Source organism: Mucilaginibacter sp., from assembly GCF_035492695.1.
Lineage (GTDB): Bacteria > Bacteroidota > Bacteroidia > Sphingobacteriales > Sphingobacteriaceae > Mucilaginibacter.
Genome location: NZ_DATJJC010000007.1, coordinates 123,922 through 142,127 on the forward strand (window position 1 = coordinate 123,922; position 18,206 = coordinate 142,127).

Consider the following 18,206-nt stretch of genomic DNA (forward strand, 5'->3'; position numbering starts at 1 on the left):
AAATGAGTAAAGCAATCATAATCGGCGGGGGAATAATCGGGCTGTTTTCGGCCTATTACCTGCATCAATCGGGCTGGGAAGTGGAAATTGTTGACCAGGGTGACCTGTCCGACAATTGTTCGTATGGTAATGCTGGTATGATAACACCGAGCCACTTTGTTCCGCTGGCAGCACCAGGTATGGTAGAGCAGGGCATCCGTTGGATGTTTAACAGTAAAAGTCCTTTTTATGTGCGGCCGTCGTTAAACCCGGAGCTTTTAGGCTGGGGCCTCAATTTTGTAAAAAGTGCCACCAAAAAGCATGTCGACCGTTCGGCGGGAGCATTGCGCGATATTTCTGTACTGAGCAAGAAGTTGTTTTTCCAGTTTGAAAAAGATACTGCGCTCGAATTCGGGCTGGAAGATAAAGGCATACTGATGCTTTTCAAAACGCCAAAAATGGTGGAAGAGGAACGCCACCTGGCGGCAGAAGCAACCAATTTGGGTTTAGATGCACAATACCTGAGTCCCGAAGAATGCCAAAAACTACAGCCTGGGGTCGAACTGGATATTGCCGGTGCGGTGCATTATCATTGCGATGCTCACCTGTATCCTAATAAATTGATGAAAGTGTTTATAAAATACCTGGAAGAGAACGATATCAGGATCCACCGTAATACGCGCATCGACCGGATAAGTAACGATGCAGGTAAGATTACGTCTGTAAGCAGTGCTGATAAAGAGTTTAAAGGCGATGCGTTTGTTATTGCCACAGGCGCATTCTCGCCGGCGGTGGCAAAGCTGACCGGCCTGCATGTGCCATTGATGCCCGGCAAGGGCTATTCCTTTATGGTTCCGCAGGACGATGCTAAACGTATGACCATCCCATCCATACTTTGTGAGGCCCGCGTAGCCGTTACCCCTATGAATGGCAGCATCCGCTACGGTGGCACCATGGAAGTAGGCAAAATAAACAGCCAGGTAAACATGAATCGTGTAAAAGGTATCGTCGAATCGGTGCCGAAATACTTCCCGAATTTCAAGGTTGACGTTCCCGCAGAAAAAGACATTTGGTTCGGTTTTCGCCCGGTTTCGCCGGACGGCATGCCTTATATCGGCCTGTCAAAAAAATACAGTAACCTGGCCGTTGCCACTGGGCATGCTATGATAGGCCTTAGCCTGGGTCCTGCAACCGGCAAGCTGATTGCCGAAGCATTAAATGGTTCGGCCAGAAGTATGAACACCAGCCCTTTTGCAGTGGATAGGTTTGCGTAAAGAAATGCAATAAACAACGCTGTCATTTCGAACGATAGAGAGAAATCTTGAACACCTTGAATGTTCGGCTGAAATGATGTATAGGATTTCTCGTCGCTACGCTCGCTCGCAATGACAATTTAATGTATTATTTACCTTCCTCCAGTTCCTTGATATGCTCCGCCGCATAATCATTTTTTGGGTTAAGCTCATAAGCCTTTTTAAAATTCTTTAGAGCCAGCTCTTTTTCTCCCACGGCTTCATAGCCTTCTGCAAGGCTATCATAGGCATTGGCGCTTCCGGGGTGCGCGTCGAGATTATACTTAAATATTTCCACAGCTTGTGCCTTCTTATTATTCCGCAACAAAATAAAACCCAGGTCGTTCACATCATCTTCTGGTAGTTTAAATCCGCTATCTGCTTGTTTCATCTGCCCGGCTATTGCGCCGGCGCGTTCATAACCTTGTTTTTCAAGCTGTGCCCAAAAGGCTTTCATCCTTTCCAGTTCATGAAACTGGTAGCCGGTCCACAAACAAGGCCACCAGCTTTGTTTGGGAAGGAAGGTGTTCAAAATGTCAGTGGCAACATGCAGGCCCCAGGTGCTGTAGGTAAAATAAACCAGTATTTCCTTTTTCGCAGGATTGGCAATATAAAAGGCCTTAAAATCGCCGTTATCGCCCCAGTGCCAAATCCATTTGCCGGTTTCATTTTCCTGTAACCCAACACCAAGCCCCCATGAAATATGTTTTTTTACATCGGTGTCGATGTTATGTTTAAACCAATCTGCATTTGACTGTGTAGCGAACATCATCTTCGCGGTTTCAGGCTTTAAGCCCTTGCCATTTATCAGCGCCTGTAAAAAAATAGCATAATCATGTGCACAGGTGAGCAGGCTGGCCGCCGCCATCTGATTTTGATGACTGCTCACCACGTCGGGCCCATTGCCAAAAGCGGCTAGTGTAGCAAACTTTTCCATCCACGTATAACTGCTGTTCGTCATCCCAAGCGGTGTAAATACTTCCTGCTGCGCAATATCGTTAAGCGGTTTTTTCATTAGTTTTTCAACCACGCGCTGCAAGTATTGAAACCCCTCGCCCGAATAAGAGAAGGTGCTGTCCGGCGTGAATATCAATTTCGCATACTTCTTGCCACCCCAATTTGGCAAACCTGTTGTATGGCGTAACACCATCCGCGCGGTTATTTTCGCATATCGCGGATCATTTGGATCGAACCGGTCATAACTTCCGTAGTAATCCACTAATGGTTTATCAAGGTCGATGATACCCCTGTCGTACAAGCGCATAACAGCATAAGCGAACACACACTTACTTAGCGAAGCTGCCTCAAATACCGTATTGGAGGTGACAGGCTTATCCGAATCTTTGCTGATAACCCCGACGTTGACGTTTTGAACCTTATTACCCTTAATGCAAACCAATTGCATACCCGGGATGCCATAAGGTGTTATAATGTCTTTTAATTGTTGTTCCTGTGCAAATACAAAATTACAGGTTAGCAGCAGGAGCAGCAGGTATAGCGCTTTTTTCATTTCGGGTGTGGATAGAGACCGGTTAAACACTTATTATATAAATGACGCAACACGATCTGCTTTCGTTGCAAAATTTGTGCTATACAACAGGAGAGCCCCGCAGGAAATTAAACTCAGGGAACTTTATAATAATAGATGGGTGCAAAAACGCCCTCACTGGTGGTGTAGTAACCCTTGCCGTCCGGCGTAAAACCAATGGCTTCGCCCTGTTTCTCAGGCTTGTAAGGTAATTCGGCGGGCTTTCTCAGCATGGTTTTCCAAATGGGTTCGCTGGCTTCGCGTTTCCAGTAATAAACCTTTTCATAGCTCTTCAGCAGTACCTGCTGACCGTCCCTTGAAATATCACCGGCAGTTATCCATTTAAATGGCCTGAAACCCTCAAAATGTAGTTTACAGCGTTTCTCAAGTGTTACCGTATCGTTCGGTTTAAAGTTTAGCGGTGCAGTATAAACAGTTACCGAGTCGGCCCGTTTCGATACGATATATATCAGCTTTTCTATTGGGTCTATCATCATGGCCTCTGCGTCTTTAGCGCCGTCGGGGTACCTGTAATTTACGGGCACAGCATCCGCTTTTACCAGGCTGTCCTTATCCCATCCTTTTTTTTCCTCAATGCGATAAACGGTCAGTGACTTTCTGGAATTATCGTTATCGCCGATATCGCCAAGATAAATATAGCTTTTACCTTTGGCCGGGCCACTGCTTACTGCTATATCCTCGCAGTCGCGAACGCCGAGCGGTTCTTTTGTATCGCCTTTAAAGTAAATGGTGTTTTTTATAAAGCCTTCGGGAGTAATAGCAAACAAGCGGCTGGTGTCGCCGCTATCGTTATGGACGTAATAGATATTTTCGCGTACGCCAGAGGCAGCAATACCCGATGTTTCGTCCATTGCCTTATCACGCAGCCGCCCGGTGGTGTCCAGTTGTTTGTTATTGTGACGATGTTCGGCATACGCAACAAAGAACAGCACGATAATAAGGGGGACTAATATTTTTATCTTCTTGGTGCTGCTCATTTTGGACACGGTGAAAAAACATGCAAAGAAAGCTAAAAAACACGAGGTTTTTAATTGCTGTTCCTGTTTACACGGCTAAAACGGGCAAAATCCTAATATGTTTTGCGGCGGATATTTAATATTGGCCCCCGGCAAAAACCTGTTGTGCGTATCCTGCTATTTCATCGGCAGAACGGTAATCGGCCAGGCCCAGCTCCTGCACATATTTACAGTTGCAACTATGCCCGGGCGCTACAAAAACAGGCATGTCAAATCCAAGCTGCTGGTAGTAGGGGGTGATGAAGGCCTGTACAGGCAAACCGTTGGCGGTATCAATGATAGCGGATGTAAGTTTCTTTAATGGTTTCAGCAATAATTTCACATCGCATACCCTGAAATTGTCATTCAGCGGAATCCAGCGGTTCACTTCATCAATAGCCACCAGCAAAGCATCCTGGCGGATACCTTTTAGGGTGCCGATGCTCTCTTCATCATTCAAAAAACTCTTGATCACTACCTGCTGACCTATATACCTGCTGAAAATGATCAGTTGTTCCGATGTGCTTATCCGTATCATATTTGCTAATATTATTAGCAAATATAACGATAGCAACGACAAATGCAAATAGCATTTAGCTATTTTTTTTAGCTAACCGTTTCCAGTTCCACGTCAGGTTTTGATACATCGGTAAGCGGCACTTTACCTCGTTCCTTACGCAGGATACGGTTATAAAGCGATATTTCACGCTCAAACAGAAAACGGAAAAACAGCTTGAACCATGACCCATGATATAAAAGGGTATCATAATATTCAGGAGCAGTCTTTTTTAATTGTGGCAGCCTGTTCCATGGAATGGATGGAAAGTCGTGGTGTTCATTATGATAGCCTACGTTAAAAGCTACTGTATTTAAAGGGCCATAATAGCTATACGTTTCCTGCTCACTCTCAAAGGTAAGGTAATGTTCCTGCACCCAGCGTGCGCCCACCGGATGAAGTCCTATGGAGAACCAGAAACTGATAAACATAAATCCTACAGCCTTTATCCCGAAGAAATACCAGATGGCAGCCGTGAAGGCTATTTGTACCAATATATTAACCAACAGCCAGGTATCATAAAATTTGATCTCTTTTAATCTTGATACACGTGTAGCCTGGAAAACCGGAAAGAAAAACAGCCATAATACCTTACCTAAAAAATAATTATTGATCAGTTTGGCTTCCCATTTATTGGGCAGGTCGGCATCCAGTTCGTGGATACCCTGGAAAGAATGGTGTTTAATATGATATCTTTCAAACGAAATAGCGCCGGGAACAATATGTGGCAGGTTGGCAATTATACCGGCCCAGCGGTTGGCTACAGCGTTCTTGAACAAAAGCTGGTGAACACATTCGTGTATCATCACAAACAGCGCATGATTGGCAAAAGCGCCATATAAATAGGCAACGGCAAAGATCAGCCACCACGATTGATCGCGAAGCAGCCATGATATACCGATCATCGATCCGACAATTCCCAGGATAACTAAAAAGGTAAGCGGATTTTTGCCGATCAACTCTCTTGTCTGCGGAAATTGTTTTAAAATTTTCTTGGTGCGGACACGGTGTGGTTCAGATTCGTGGGAATAAACAAAATCGGTTTTAATTGCCATAAAAGTTCTTGCCTGGGCGCTGGTTTATTAATAAATAGTTAAATTATTTTCCAAATATAACAAAATATATTCTAATCTATTGTATTTTAGGTTTAATGAAGAGATTAAAGCTAAAATCTCAGGTGTTAAATATAAATTTTAATTCTGGATAAAATTGTGATTTGTGACATTTTGTTTACAAATAATTGTGGTAAAGCCGGTGAAATTCGCCCGAACGGTACAAGATGCGAAGCATGCTTGGGAGCACGATAAGTAACAGGGGTAAGGCCACAATAAAACCGCCGATAACCGCAATAGCCAGTGGCTGATGTAGTTGTGCACCCGCCCCAATACCGAGCGCCAGCGGCATTAATGCAATAATAGCGCCTATAGCCGTCATCAGTTTTGGCCGTAAACGGGTGGATATGGAATAAACGATCGCTTCGTTAATATCCTCTTTGATATTTTCAGGGTCCTTATCCAAATTCTCCATAGCCCGTTGTTTGAACTGGAGAAACGTGAAGATGGCATTTTCGCCTATGATGCCTACTATCATAATGAGGCCCGTATAACTGCCTACATTCAGCGGAGTTTGAGTAACAAACAAGGCCAGCAGGCTGCCGGCGGTGCCAAGCGCCGCTATAATAAGTATCAGCAAGGCAATACGGAATTGCTTGAATAAAAACAGGATGACCCCAAATACCAGTGCGCAGGCGGCAACCAGTATTATCAGCAATTCTTTGAAAGATTGTTGCTGCTGGGCATAATCGCCGCCGTATTCAATGTGGTATCCTTCGGGCAGACTTACTTTTTGTTCGATACTCTTTTTAATTGCCGGCATCACACTTCCTATATCGCCTTTATCCAGCCGGGCGGTAATAATACCTATGGATTGCAGGTTCTCACGCTCTATTTCGGCATCGCCGGCCTTTACGGTTACAGATGCCAGCTCGCTTATGGGGATCAATTTAGCCGAGGGCGTAAATATGTTCTGATTTTTGATGTCCTCTACCTTCAGGTTCAAATTTCCCGGGTATACCATCCGGATAGGCGACAATTGCTCACGTTCGAGCATGCTGCCGATAATATTGCCTTCGAGCGAAGTTTGAAGCTGGAACTGCAGGCTGGCCGGCGTAATGCCGTATTGTGCGAGTTTGCTGTAATTGGGGTCGATGCTTACCGATGGCCCGGCTATTACAACGCCATCAAAAACATCGGCGGTGCCCTTTACCGGGCTTACGGCGTCGGCTATTTTTGCAGACAGTTCGTGCAGTTTTTGCGGGTTATCGCCATAAACTTTGATCTGTATCGGCTCTACCGAGGTAGTCAGATCGCCAAGCATATCGGTGATCACCTGGCCGAATTCGATCTTTTCAGCCAATACCGGCTGGTCGGCTGCAATTTTTTGCCTGAGTTCACTTATTACTTCTTCTGTCGTTTTATCTCTTTTTTTCTTCAGTTGTATCAGGTAGTCGCCGCGGTTAGGTTCGGTGATAAAAAAGCCCATCTGCGTGCCGGTGCGCCTCGAATAGGCCTCGACCTCGGGCTGCTTGCTGATGATCTTTTCTACTTGCCTTAACATCCTGTCGGTCTCCTCGAGCGATGTGCCCGGCGGCGAATTATAATCGAGCACAATGCTACCCTCATCCATGTCGGGCAGAAAACCTGTCTCCAGTAATTTAGGAATGATAACTATCGCAGCCACAAGCGAACCGGCAATAAATAAGCTGACGTATGGTCTTAAAATAAACCATTTTACCCATCGTTGTTTGTGAACCTGGTGGCTTTCTTCCTTCTTTTCCAATATTACATTCCTGTGTTTGGGCTTAGTTAACAGCAGGTAGATAACGGGCAAGCCTATCCAGGTAACAAAGAAAGAGCATACCAGCGTAATGATCATGGTATTGGTCAGTACCTTGAAATATGCACCCGCTACACCTGTCATCAAAAAGAAGGGTATAAATATCACGATGGTACTAACTGATGACCCGATCATCGCAGGCAATAGATAGTCTATGGCGCTTTGCAGCAATTTTTTCGTTGGTTCCTCGGGGTGTTCCTCGTGTGTACGGTGTATCTGTTCCACCACTACTATGGCATCATCAATTATCAACCCGATGGCTGCCGCAATAGCACCCAGCGTCATGATATTAAAGGTGTAACCCAACGCGTACAGTACTATCAGCGTAAGGCACAGCGTAACCGGTATGGTAAATAATATCGTCGCGCTCGCTTTGAGTGATCTTAAAAATATAATGGCGACAACTATTGCCAGCAGCAGACCTATCCAAAGGCTATCTGTTACGCTTTTTATCGAATCGTTCACAAAGTCGGCCTGCACATAATAAGGTTTTACGGTAACATCCTTTGGCAGCAGTTTTCGCAATCCGGCAACCTTTGCCTGCATATCGGCAGATAGCGACACCAGGTTTGCATTCGGCTGCTTGATAACGGCAATCAATACCCCATCGTGTCCATTTGCATTTATTTTAGTGTAAGCAATTCCTTCCTGCACCGCAACATCAGCAAAATCTTTCAGACGTATTATCCTTTTGCGGTTATTGTTGATAACAAGGTTCTCAAGCTGGTCCTTTGCATTAATGGTGGCGTCCGTTACGGTCATGTAAAATCTTTTGTAATCCGATAAATAGCCTTCCGATTTTACAAAATTGGTATTGTTTAGCGCTGTATTGATGATGTCGGGCGTTAAGCCGAGCGAACTCATTTTTTGCTTGTTCAGGGTGAGCCAGTACTCTTTTACTTTGCCGCCGATTATCCTGATCTCGGAAACGCCGTCAACCTGCGACAGGAAAGGTTTGATTGTATAGGTTGCCAGTTGCCGCAATTCGATGGGGGAGCGGGTATGGCTTTCCAGTGTGTATCCGCTTACCGGCAAAATGGACGGGTTCATTTTAGCTACGGTGATATTAACATCGGCTGGAAGGTCGTTTTTTACCTGGTCAATACTCGCCTGTATTCTTTGCTGCGCAAGGTCGATATCCGCATCCCAGTTCATAAAGGCCGATATCTCGCAACTGCCGCGACCGGTCGTACTGCGTACGGTTTGCAGGTCGGGTACTTGTTTTATAGCGTTTTCCAGTGGCTTGGTAACGGTCACCATCATTTTGTTCACAGGTTGCAGGCCCTCGTCGGCAATGATCTTGATCTTGGGGAACGTGATCTCGGGGAAAAGCGAGGTCTGCATTTTCGAGTAAACGAAAAGGCCCCCGATAACGATGAGCGCCAGTACCAGGCTAAGGGGTTTCCTGTGCGATACAAAAGCGTTCTTGATACCCGTCATGGTTGCACAATTTTAACTTTCGCGGTATCGGGCAATCCGTAATTACCGGTGACAACTATCTTATCCTGTGGTAAAAATTTAGGTGAGATAATTTCAATACGGTCGCCGCTTTCGATGCCTTTTTTAACCGGAACTTTAACCGCTGTTGTATCATTAACGAGTCGCATAACCCAAAATTCGGTTTGCGTTTCATTGGTCAGCAACGCTTCCTTTGGCAGCGATTCGGTTTTGTTCTTTTGCGATTTAACGATCCGTGCTTTGGCTACAAGGTTTTCGGGTATCGGCTGGCTGCTGTTCACCTTAAGTACAACCGGCTGCGTTTGCGACACGGTATCAACCGCCGGCATGAATGATGCCACGCGGCTATCCAGTTTTTGCCCGCCCGGCAACGTAAGCTGTATGTTGTCGTTTATGTTTACATATTGCCTTAGCTCATAAGGTAATTGCATCAGGAACACAAAGCTGGATTGATCGCTTATAGTTGCTAACGCCTCGCCATCCTGCACATAATCGCCGGCCTGGTGGTTTACCTGTGAAATATAACCATGCCTTGATGCTTTGATCTTGTTTACTCCCGAAAATTTAAACGTGGTATCTAACACGGTTATGCTATTGCCGATGCTTTGCGCCTCCTTGGTTTTAACGGTGAAAAGCACTTCCCCCTCGCGTACCGGTTGCCCTTGCTGGGCGTTCACCTTTTCCACGTAACCATTAGCATTTGATTTTACATAGTTCTTCTGCAAAAATACCGAGGTGGCATTAACATCAATGTAGTCGGCCATAGCATCCTGGTCAATGGTAGTTACCGTTACCGGCGTTTGCGCGTCTATCTTCGAGGTGTCTTCGTCGTCATCCTTTTTATGGCTGTTGCATGCACCGATACATAGCGTTAGCCCTAAAAAAAAGATGAACAGCAAGGCCGGATATTTGGTTATTGTCTCTTTCATATTACTTGTTCCAGTAATTTAGCTGGTTGATAAGCTGTAATTTGGTTATCTCCGTTTGCATTTTCAGGTTTCGGACGGCCAGGTAATTGTTCACCGCCAGTATAAGGTCTGCAATTTTCACATCCCCCGTTTCCAGTAGTTTTGTATCCACTTTGATTAATGCCTTCGAAAATTTTATCTGGTCGTTTATCTGCGGCAACAGCTTTTCGTTTTCGCTTATCTGCTGGTTTAGCTGCGCAATTTGCTGGCGATACTGAATATCAAAAAAGGCTTTATAATTCTCGCGGGTCTCTTCCTCAAGCGATAGCTTTTTATGTTGCATTTTCCTTTGCCCGCCGTCATACAAGGGAATGGTCAAACTAAACCCGGCGCTTACTCCAAAGTTTTTCCAGGCCTGCCCCATAAAATCGCTATTGTAACCGCCATCGGCAAAAATATTGGTCTTTGGTTTATAGGAATAATCCAACTGCTGGTGACCGTTAACTATCTTCAGGCTGTCCAGTTTGTATTGGGCAAAGTAAATGCTGCTGCGGTTATCGGGCAGTATAAGCATCCGTTGTAAACCGGGGTACAACAGGCTGTCAGCAGTAGTTGTATCGGCTACGCCCGACAGGTAGTTAAGCGTTGCATAGTCATTTTTATATTGCAACCGCGCTTGAGATAATTGTAATTCCTGCTGTTTTAGCGTCACCAGGAAAGTAAGGTAATCGCTTTGGTGATAGACGTTGTTTTGGGTTAGCTTTTTGAACAATTGTTCCTCTGTGCGAAGCAGGTCGACGATCTCCTGGTTGAAATTTAACTGCTGCTGATCGCCGTATGTGGTTATGTATTGTGCGGTAACTGCCTTCTTAAGGTCTTGCTCGGATATTTTAAGCGTATTAAGGGTCGATGAGGATTGCAAAGTAATGCCCTCCAACTGCGTTGCAACATTGTTTTTGCCAATGATCTGCTGGTTTATGCCTACCAAACCATTCAGCGTATGTTCATTGGTGATGGCCGATGAATACCCAAACCCGTTGATAGTTGGAGCATAAAGACCGCCGCTGGTTGCGTTTACCTGTGGCCTGTACCCTGCTTTTATCCGTAAGCTATCCAGTTGATTTGAAGTTACCTGGTTACGCAGGTCTTTTAAAAGCGGACTGTTGTTCCTGGCCAGGTCGATATAATGGTCCAGCGTGCGGGTTTGTGCAAGTGAAACAGAGCAGGCAAATAGGCCAATGATCACGCCGGAGATCCACTTCATCAATATACAGGTATGGGTTTGTTTGGCTAAAATAAAGATTTAATTCTGGAATAATTTGGGATGGCAATTTCAAAACTTTGCAGTAAAAGTGTGAAGACCGTTCACGAATTGATAGTTCAGACCGAAGCCCAAATTCTCACATATCTGTTGTGCGATGGTGAGACCGAGCCCGCTGCCCTCGGATGATGACGACTTATGAAAGCGTTTGAAAAGTTCATCGCTTTGTAAAGGGGTATCATCTCCTGTGTTTCGGATCACGAGGCTATCGGCCGTTAGCGTAACGACGATCTGGCCGCCCGTTATATTATGCCTGATTGCGTTACTCAATAAATTGTTCAGCAACACATCAATAAGGTAACGGTTTGCTTTCAGCGTTTTATCTACTCCCGTAAAAGTGACTTTCAGGCCCTTATCGTTAAATATCTCCTCGAACTGCGCCAGCAGCTCTTCAACTATGGGTTTCAGGTCTATTTCCTCGTCGCCGTCCACCAGCCGGTTCTCTATTTTCACCAATAAAAGCAACGATTGGTTCAGGCGTGTCAACCGCGATACCGAGGTATAAAGATCGTTCAGCAATTTGCTTTGCTGCTGGCTGAAATTTTCGGTCTGTAATAACGAATCCAGTTTGGAATTAATGACAGCAATAGGCGTAAGCAATTCGTGCGAGGCATTTTCTGTAAATGTTTTCAGTTCCTTATAGTCTTTTTTGACTTTTGAGGACATTGCCGCTACGGCGTGGTTAAGCTCTTTAAACTCGTCAATATTCGTATCCGGCTCTGGTATGGTTTTGTTGTCTGATATGCTGAACGAGCGCAGCTCTTTCAGTAAATTGTGGAACGGTTGCCAAAGCCTGTTGAGCAGTAGCCTGTTAGCGGTAAATAATGCAAGCAACAATAATAAAATTACACCAATGGTTATACCGAAGATAATTTTAAGCAGATCCTCGGTTTCCACTGTCGACTTTACGATTGCTACGCGGTAATATTTGCCACCGGCCGATACTGAACTGATAAGGGCCCTTCCCGATTCATATTCTTCGTGACGGCGCCTGTGCCTTCGGTGCACCTCGCTTTTTTTGTATACGGTGTCAATGTAATAACGCTTTATCGCGCCCTGGGTTGCCTCTGAAAATGATATTTGCTGGTCATTCGATTCAAAAACCTGTGGTAATTGGTTGTTTTTAGCTACATATTCAAAAATCTCATTTTCCTCTACTTCCAGGTCCTTGTCTATATCGTCGGTCAATATCAGGCTGATAGTGAAATAATAGATGATACCGGTTATCAGCATCATTATAACAGTGGTTACAAGTGTTACCCGGTTATACCTGGCCAGCAGTTTCATTGGTCGGTAAATTTATAACCCATGCCGTACGATGCATGTATGTAATCGCCGCAGCCGCCTTCTATCAGTTTTTTTCTAAGGTTTTTGATGTGTGAATATATAAAGTCGAAATTATTGGCCATATCAATACCGTCGCCCCAAAGATGCTCTGCAATAGCGTTTTTGGATACTACCTTACCCTTGTTGGCAATAAAATAAAGTAACAGGGCATACTCTTTCCGTGTGAGCCTTATGGCCTGGTTTTTCACTTTTACCGATTTCGCCAATAAGTCTATGGTGAGCTCATGAAATTGCAGCAGGTTGTTTCCGCTGAAATTTTTTCGGCGGATGATGGCCATTACCCTTGCCCTTAATTCCGACAGGTGGAATGGTTTTACCAAATAATCATCCGCCCCGAGATCGAGACCCTGAAGCCGGTCATCAAGCGAGTTTTTTGCTGAAATAATGAGTATGCCATCCTGGTGATCGTTTTCTTTCACTTTTTTCAATATCTCGATACCTGTCCCGCCGGGCAGTGTAATATCTAATAGAATACAATCGTAACGGTATAAACTTACTTTGGATATCGCTTCAGCATATGTCGATGCTGTTTCGCAAATATTACCGGCTTCGGTAAAATATTCTTCAATACTTTCGCGTAATCCTTTTTCGTCCTCAATTATCAGTATTTTCATTAAGCAATGACAGTGGCCAATTTTTCAATAAATGTACAAACACAATTTGTATACATTTTGAATTATGTTAAATTCCACAACCTGCAGGAATAAATAGACTTGCGCAGCCTGCGTAAAAACTTTTTGATGCTTATAAAGTTATTTTAACTTTAAAACTTCGCTATTTAAGTGTTTATGAATGAACCTCAACCGGCCTTAACCAACGATCAGCTTATCAATGTGCTGGCGCAGGGCAAAAATGCCGTCGCTATTCATACCACCGATCAGTTTAATATAAGATACGCAAGCACCGCCATGCTGGCCATTTGGGGTAAGGGTTCCGATGTCGTCGGGCTGCCGTTGGGCGAAGCTTTGCCCGAACTGGAAGGGCAACCCTTCCTCGGTATGTTCAAAAAGGTATGGGATGAAGGAATAACGATAAGCGGCAAAGATACGCCCGCCGACCTGCTGATCGACGGCGAATTAGAAACCTTTTATTTTGATTTTGAGTACCGGGCAATGACCGATGATGCAGGTAAAACTTACTGCATACTCCATACAGCTACTGATGTTACCGAACGTTTTTTGAGCCAGCAGCGTGAACAGGCCCTGCAGGAAGAAATGCGGGCAGCCAATGAGGAGCTTTTTTCGGCAAATGAAGAACTAAATGCAGCCAACGAGGAATTAGTTCAGTCTAAGGAAGTACTGCAGGTTACAAATGACGCCTTGAACGACAGTGAAATGCGTTTCCGAAACCTGGTAAAACAGGCGCCGGTAGGCATTTGCATCATTCGCGCGCACGACCTGATGATAGAAGACCTAAACGATTCATACCTTGAACTGGTAGGACGTACCCGGGCTGAAATGGAGAATCGGACAATTTGGGAGGCAATTTACGAAGCAGCTGAAGTTTATGCGCCGATAATGAACCAGGTTATAAATACAGGCGTCGCTTTCAAAGCCAGGGAGGCCGAAGTGACGCTTGTCCGACAGGGAATAGATCAGCAATTCTTTCTCGATTTTGTTTATGAACCAATCATTTATAAAGGGCGCGTTGATTCGATCTTGGCATTGGTTATTGATGTTACAGACAAGGTGGTAGCGCGGCGCAATATAGAAGAAATGGAAGAAAGAGCCCGTTTGGCCGTCGAAGCGGCCGAGACCGGAACATTTGATCTTGATCTTATTAAAGGCGTGATGCTTACCTCTCCGCGGCTCGACACCATTTTCGGTTTTCAGCAACCTGTATCGTGGGAAGATTACGCCGCGGTTATTCATCCCGATGACCAATCCGGACGGATAGCGGCGCATCAGCAGGCTTTAAAAACGGGCAAGTTATTTTACGAGGCCAGGGTAAGTTATCCTGACAATTCGATGCATTGGATCAGAATACAGGGCCAGGTGTATTATGATGGCACAAGGAAGCCTGTCAGAATATTGGGTACTGTGCTGGACATTACACAATTTAAGCAACTGCAGCAACAAAAGGACGATTTTATCAGCATAGCAAGCCATGAACTGAAGACCCCTATAACAAGCCTTAAAGCTTCGCTCCAATTACTCGAAAGAATGAAGGATAGCCCTTCGCCGCAGGTTTTACCCCGCCTGATAGAGCAATCGTCACGAAGTATGCAAAAAATAAGCGCCCTTGTAGATGACCTTTTGAATGTAAGCCGCGCAAACGAATCACAGCTCGCTCTTAACAAGACAGAGTTTAATATTTCTCAGCTGCTCGAAAATTGCTGCAATCATATAAGGGTCGAGGGTAAATACAATCTGGTAGTAACAGGCGATACAAAATTAAAAGTGTATGCCGATGAACACGCGATTGACCAGGTGATCGTCAACCTTGTAAATAATGCGATCAAATATGCGCCGGGTTCATTGCAAATTCAGCTTTCGGCCGAAAAAGAAAATGAGATGATCAGGATCTCTGTAAAAGATACCGGCCCGGGGATAACACCTGAAAAAATACCGCACTTGTTTGAACGTTACTACCAGGGCAATACCGACGGATATAAAAATTCGGGATTGGGGCTGGGGCTTTACATCTGTTCGGAGATCGTCAAAAAACACGGCGGTCAAATTGGTGTACGCAGCGAATTGGGCGAAGGTTCAACTTTCTGTTTTACATTGCCAATGGCGGAATAATCTGCGGGATAAATTCCGCAATAAATCAATAATTCATTAATTCAATAATTAAAAGTTATGTGGTGGATATATGCATTACTATCGGCTCTCTTTGCGGCGCTTACCGCAATATTCGCAAAAGTTGGCATCAAAGGTATGGACAGCGATCTGGCAACCGCTATCCGTACAGTAGTCATCCTGGTCATAGCATGGGGGATAGCCTTGTTCAAAGGCAGCGCCGAAAATATTGGCGGCCTTAGCAAAACCAATTGGCTGTTCCTGGCGCTTTCGGGCTGTGCGACCGGGCTTTCATGGATATTTTATTTCAAGGCGCTGCAAATTGGAAAGGTATCACAGGTTGCTCCGGTTGATAAGCTGAGCGTTGCCCTTGCCATCGTTCTTTCGGCCCTGTTTTTAAAGGAATCGCTGAACTGGCAAACGGCGGCCGGGGCCTTGCTCATCATTAGCGGAACCGTTGTTTTAATACTGCCAGGGCACTATTTCGGTCTTTAACAAATCCGGGTGCCGTTATGTAACAATCGCACTACTAACACATCTGTTACAGATTTAATCCAGTATTTCTGCGCAATTTCGCCGCAGATATGAGAAATAAGATCTGTATAATAAGGTATTTTTTAATTTTATTAATACTCCTTTTCATCTCCTTTGGAGCAAGCGCGCTTTCACGTGTTGATGACGATGTAGTAAAGGGACAGGTAACTGGCAAAGTAATAGATTCGGTAACGAAAGCCCCGGTGTCATACGCAACTATCAGCGTTTTTAAAGCCAATAGCAAAAGTCCCTTCAATGGCGTTATAACTGACGATAATGGCGCATTTACCATAAATAATATCGGGGCAGGCAGCTACCGTATAACTGTCGATTTTATTGGTTACCGCAAGAAAACCATCAATAATATTGTCATAACTAAAGGCTCGCCGACGGTTTCACTGGGTTCGATTATGCTTGCATCGGCTCAAAATCAATTGAAAACGGTCGAAATAGTAAGCAAGGCGCCCGTGGTAGAGAACAAGATCGATAAGATGGTCTACAACGTCACAAACGACCTGACCGCCCAGGGGGCTTCGGCATCCGAAGTGTTGCAGAAGGTTCCGCAGGTATCTGTTGATATAGACGGCAATGTCGAGTTGCAGGGTAATTCAAATATTAAATTCCTCATCAACGGCAAGCCATCCAGTATTTTTGGCGCCAGTGTGGCCGATGCCTTACAATCGATACCGGCCAGCCAGATCAAAACCATTGAAGTGATCACCAGCCCGGGTGCTAAATACGATGCCGGCGGCACCGGCGGTATCATCAATATTGTTTTAAAAGATAACAAGATACAGGGTGTAAACGGGAGCGTTAACCTGACGGCCGGTACACGCCGCGAAAACGGTTCGCTTAATTTAAATGTCCGTAAGGGTAATTTTGGGGTAAATGCGTTCTTCAACGGTGGCGAGATGATAAACAGCACCACTGTTAACAGCAGCGACCGCCTTTCGTATAATTCAGCAAGGGATACTTCAACGCACCTGGTCCAAAATGGCAACAGCAATTTCACCCGCGGAGGTTTCCAGTCGGGCCTCAGTTTCAATTGGGACATTACTCCTAAAGATCAGCTGACGGTGTCGGGCGGGTACAATCATTTTGGCTTCCATAATAACGGAATTACCAACCAGGAGCAGACAGCATACGACATTGCCAATAACAACATAGCTTCGGACGTTTTAAGCCAGCGCAATTCGAACAGCCGGTTCAGCGGAAAATACTTCGACTATAGTGCTTCTTATAAAAAGACCTTTAAAACCGAGGGACAAGAGCTGGATGTACTGTATACATCAAGCTACGGTCACAACAATTCCAGCTTTTTTCAGCAGCAGGATTATCTCAATGGCGGATACCCTTCGTCGGGTTCAACAAGCAACAACCCCGGCAAGGATCATGAAACCGATATTTCTATAGATTATACGCAGCCGTTTAGCAAAACATTTACACTGGAGACCGGGGCCAAAGCGATTTTTGAGAATATTAACAATACGGTTGTCACCGATACTTTGTCCGGAGACGTTTTCGTGCCGAATGCCAATCAAACTTATGGATTTAACTATGACAGGAAAATCTACGCAGGTTACCTTTCCGCTACATTCTCCTTATTCAACGGGTTTATAGACGGTAAAGCCGGGCTTCGGGATGAGTATACTTCTACGTCGGCTGATTTTCCCGGCACGAACATACCCGGGTACAATACTATCGCCCCATCGGCCGTGCTGTCCCATAAGATAGACGCAACGCAATCATTTAAATTAAGCTATACTTACAGGATAGAAAGACCCGAGTATCGCGATCTGAACCCTTTTTACGATATCAGCGACCCTCACAATATCAGTACAGGTAATCCCAACCTAAAGCCTGAGATAGGGCATAATTATGAGTTCGGGTACAGTAAAACGTTCAATAAAGGTGCCGATCTTTATATCGGCGGGTTTTACCGGCATAATACGAACGACCTGCAGTCGTACACCACCTTTTACGATACCTTGTCTGTCGGCGGAAATCAATACAACAACGTATTCTTGAACCAGCGCTATAATATTGGCACTCAAACCACCGAGGGCCTTTCGTTATTTGGTTCTGTGCAGATAACCAGCAAGCTTACTTTACGTTCTAATATAATGCTTGCCAACAGAATAAATACAAACCCTAATAACCCCACGGTGCACGGGTTTACGTCGCGCCTTAACCTGAACGCGACCTACCAGTTCCCACATGATTTCACTGCCGAGCTATTTGGTGTATATCACTCGTCTGAACGCACCATACAAGGCAACCGGCCGGCGTTTGGCTTTTACAATGTGGCCGTACGCAAGCAATTCATGAAAAAGAAATTAAGTTTGGGTCTTACCGCTTCCGATCCGTTCAGCCCGTATATAAGCCAGCGGTCCACTACATCAGGGGCCAATTTTTACCAGTCGAATTTACGCCAATTGCCGTTCCGTTCGTTTGGCGTAACTTTAAGTTATCGTTTCGGCAAGCTCGATTTCAAAAAGGATAAGGATAAAGGAACAGACAATGGCGGGGATGACAATATGCCCGGTAGTCCCGATCCCGGTGGAAACAGGCGATAGCTAAATATTTAATTATTGTTAACCAACTACGTTGCTTTAACAAAAAATTAATGTT

General features: G+C 45.0%; 13 protein-coding genes. 4 read left to right on the forward strand and 9 right to left on the reverse strand.

Annotated features, from left to right (window positions below):
* Positions 1 to 2: 2 nt before the first annotated feature.
* On the forward strand, positions 3 to 1,253 hold the full coding sequence (locus VL525_RS04755; protein ID WP_325383902.1) for an NAD(P)/FAD-dependent oxidoreductase: 1,251 nt from the start codon (positions 3 to 5) through the stop codon (positions 1,251 to 1,253).
* Between the two features lie 127 nt (positions 1,254 to 1,380).
* Here the strand turns inward: VL525_RS04755 and VL525_RS04760 are convergent, their stop codons facing one another.
* The 9 genes from VL525_RS04760 to VL525_RS04800 form a co-directional block, all read right to left on the reverse strand.
* Positions 1,381 to 2,781, reverse strand: a complete 1,401-nt coding sequence (locus tag VL525_RS04760; protein WP_325383904.1) for a serine hydrolase — start codon at positions 2,779 to 2,781, stop codon at positions 1,381 to 1,383.
* A gap of 113 nt (positions 2,782 to 2,894) precedes the next feature.
* The gene (locus VL525_RS04765) at positions 2,895 to 3,797 is read right to left on the reverse strand and encodes a hypothetical protein (protein ID WP_325383906.1); all 903 of its coding nucleotides are present in this window, start codon (positions 3,795 to 3,797) and stop codon (positions 2,895 to 2,897) included.
* A 115-nt stretch (positions 3,798 to 3,912) separates the two neighbouring features.
* On the reverse strand, positions 3,913 to 4,353 hold the full coding sequence (locus VL525_RS04770) for a hypothetical protein (RefSeq protein WP_325383908.1): 441 nt from the start codon (positions 4,351 to 4,353) through the stop codon (positions 3,913 to 3,915).
* A gap of 68 nt (positions 4,354 to 4,421) precedes the next feature.
* Entirely contained in the window at positions 4,422 to 5,426 is a 1,005-nt protein-coding gene (locus tag VL525_RS04775) for a fatty acid desaturase (protein WP_325383910.1), read from the reverse strand.
* 175 nt (positions 5,427 to 5,601) lie between these two features.
* Positions 5,602 to 8,706, reverse strand: coding sequence for an efflux RND transporter permease subunit (locus VL525_RS04780; protein WP_325383912.1), 3,105 nt, complete (start codon positions 8,704 to 8,706; stop codon positions 5,602 to 5,604).
* A complete protein-coding gene (locus VL525_RS04785) occupies positions 8,703 to 9,653 on the reverse strand; it encodes an efflux RND transporter periplasmic adaptor subunit (RefSeq protein WP_325383914.1) in 951 nt (316 codons plus the stop codon). The genes VL525_RS04780 and VL525_RS04785 overlap by 4 nt, the downstream gene beginning before the upstream one ends.
* Before the next feature lies 1 nt (position 9,654).
* Positions 9,655 to 10,896 (reverse strand): TolC family protein, encoded by a 1,242-nt coding sequence (locus tag VL525_RS04790; RefSeq protein ID WP_325383916.1) that lies wholly within the window; start codon positions 10,894 to 10,896, stop codon positions 9,655 to 9,657.
* A gap of 69 nt (positions 10,897 to 10,965) precedes the next feature.
* The gene (locus VL525_RS04795; protein WP_325383918.1) at positions 10,966 to 12,240 is read right to left on the reverse strand and encodes a HAMP domain-containing sensor histidine kinase; all 1,275 of its coding nucleotides are present in this window, start codon (positions 12,238 to 12,240) and stop codon (positions 10,966 to 10,968) included.
* A complete protein-coding gene (locus VL525_RS04800; RefSeq protein WP_325383920.1) occupies positions 12,237 to 12,914 on the reverse strand; it encodes a response regulator transcription factor in 678 nt (225 codons plus the stop codon). Before VL525_RS04800 ends, VL525_RS04795 begins: the two co-directional genes overlap by 4 nt.
* A 174-nt stretch (positions 12,915 to 13,088) precedes the next feature.
* On the opposite strand from VL525_RS04800, the gene VL525_RS04805 reads away from it, so the two are divergent.
* From VL525_RS04805 to VL525_RS04815, 3 genes are all read left to right on the forward strand, one after another.
* Positions 13,089 to 15,044, forward strand: coding sequence for a PAS domain-containing sensor histidine kinase (locus tag VL525_RS04805; protein WP_325383922.1), 1,956 nt, complete (start codon positions 13,089 to 13,091; stop codon positions 15,042 to 15,044).
* A gap of 57 nt (positions 15,045 to 15,101) precedes the next feature.
* Positions 15,102 to 15,536: an EamA family transporter gene (locus VL525_RS04810; protein WP_325383924.1), complete on the forward strand. Its 435-nt coding sequence runs from the start codon at positions 15,102 to 15,104 to the stop codon at positions 15,534 to 15,536.
* Positions 15,537 to 15,625: 89 nt separating this feature from the next.
* The gene (locus VL525_RS04815; protein ID WP_325383926.1) at positions 15,626 to 18,151 is read left to right on the forward strand and encodes an outer membrane beta-barrel family protein; all 2,526 of its coding nucleotides are present in this window, start codon (positions 15,626 to 15,628) and stop codon (positions 18,149 to 18,151) included.
* The last annotated feature ends 55 nt before the right edge of the window (positions 18,152 to 18,206 follow it).

Coding starts and splice junctions, on each gene's coding strand:
- VL525_RS04755 (WP_325383902.1), top strand. CDS start 3: ATGAGTAAAGCAATCATAATCGGCGGGGGAATAATCGGGCTGTTTTCG.
- VL525_RS04760 (WP_325383904.1), bottom strand. CDS start 2,781: ATGAAAAAAGCGCTATACCTGCTGCTCCTGCTGCTAACCTGTAATTTT.
- VL525_RS04765 (WP_325383906.1), bottom strand. CDS start 3,797: ATGAGCAGCACCAAGAAGATAAAAATATTAGTCCCCCTTATTATCGTG.
- VL525_RS04770 (WP_325383908.1), bottom strand. CDS start 4,353: ATGATACGGATAAGCACATCGGAACAACTGATCATTTTCAGCAGGTAT.
- VL525_RS04775 (WP_325383910.1), bottom strand. CDS start 5,426: ATGGCAATTAAAACCGATTTTGTTTATTCCCACGAATCTGAACCACAC.
- VL525_RS04780 (WP_325383912.1), bottom strand. CDS start 8,706: ATGACGGGTATCAAGAACGCTTTTGTATCGCACAGGAAACCCCTTAGC.
- VL525_RS04785 (WP_325383914.1), bottom strand. CDS start 9,653: ATGAAAGAGACAATAACCAAATATCCGGCCTTGCTGTTCATCTTTTTT.
- VL525_RS04790 (WP_325383916.1), bottom strand. CDS start 10,896: ATGAAGTGGATCTCCGGCGTGATCATTGGCCTATTTGCCTGCTCTGTT.
- VL525_RS04795 (WP_325383918.1), bottom strand. CDS start 12,240: ATGAAACTGCTGGCCAGGTATAACCGGGTAACACTTGTAACCACTGTT.
- VL525_RS04800 (WP_325383920.1), bottom strand. CDS start 12,914: ATGAAAATACTGATAATTGAGGACGAAAAAGGATTACGCGAAAGTATT.
- VL525_RS04805 (WP_325383922.1), top strand. CDS start 13,089: ATGAATGAACCTCAACCGGCCTTAACCAACGATCAGCTTATCAATGTG.
- VL525_RS04810 (WP_325383924.1), top strand. CDS start 15,102: ATGTGGTGGATATATGCATTACTATCGGCTCTCTTTGCGGCGCTTACC.
- VL525_RS04815 (WP_325383926.1), top strand. CDS start 15,626: ATGAGAAATAAGATCTGTATAATAAGGTATTTTTTAATTTTATTAATA.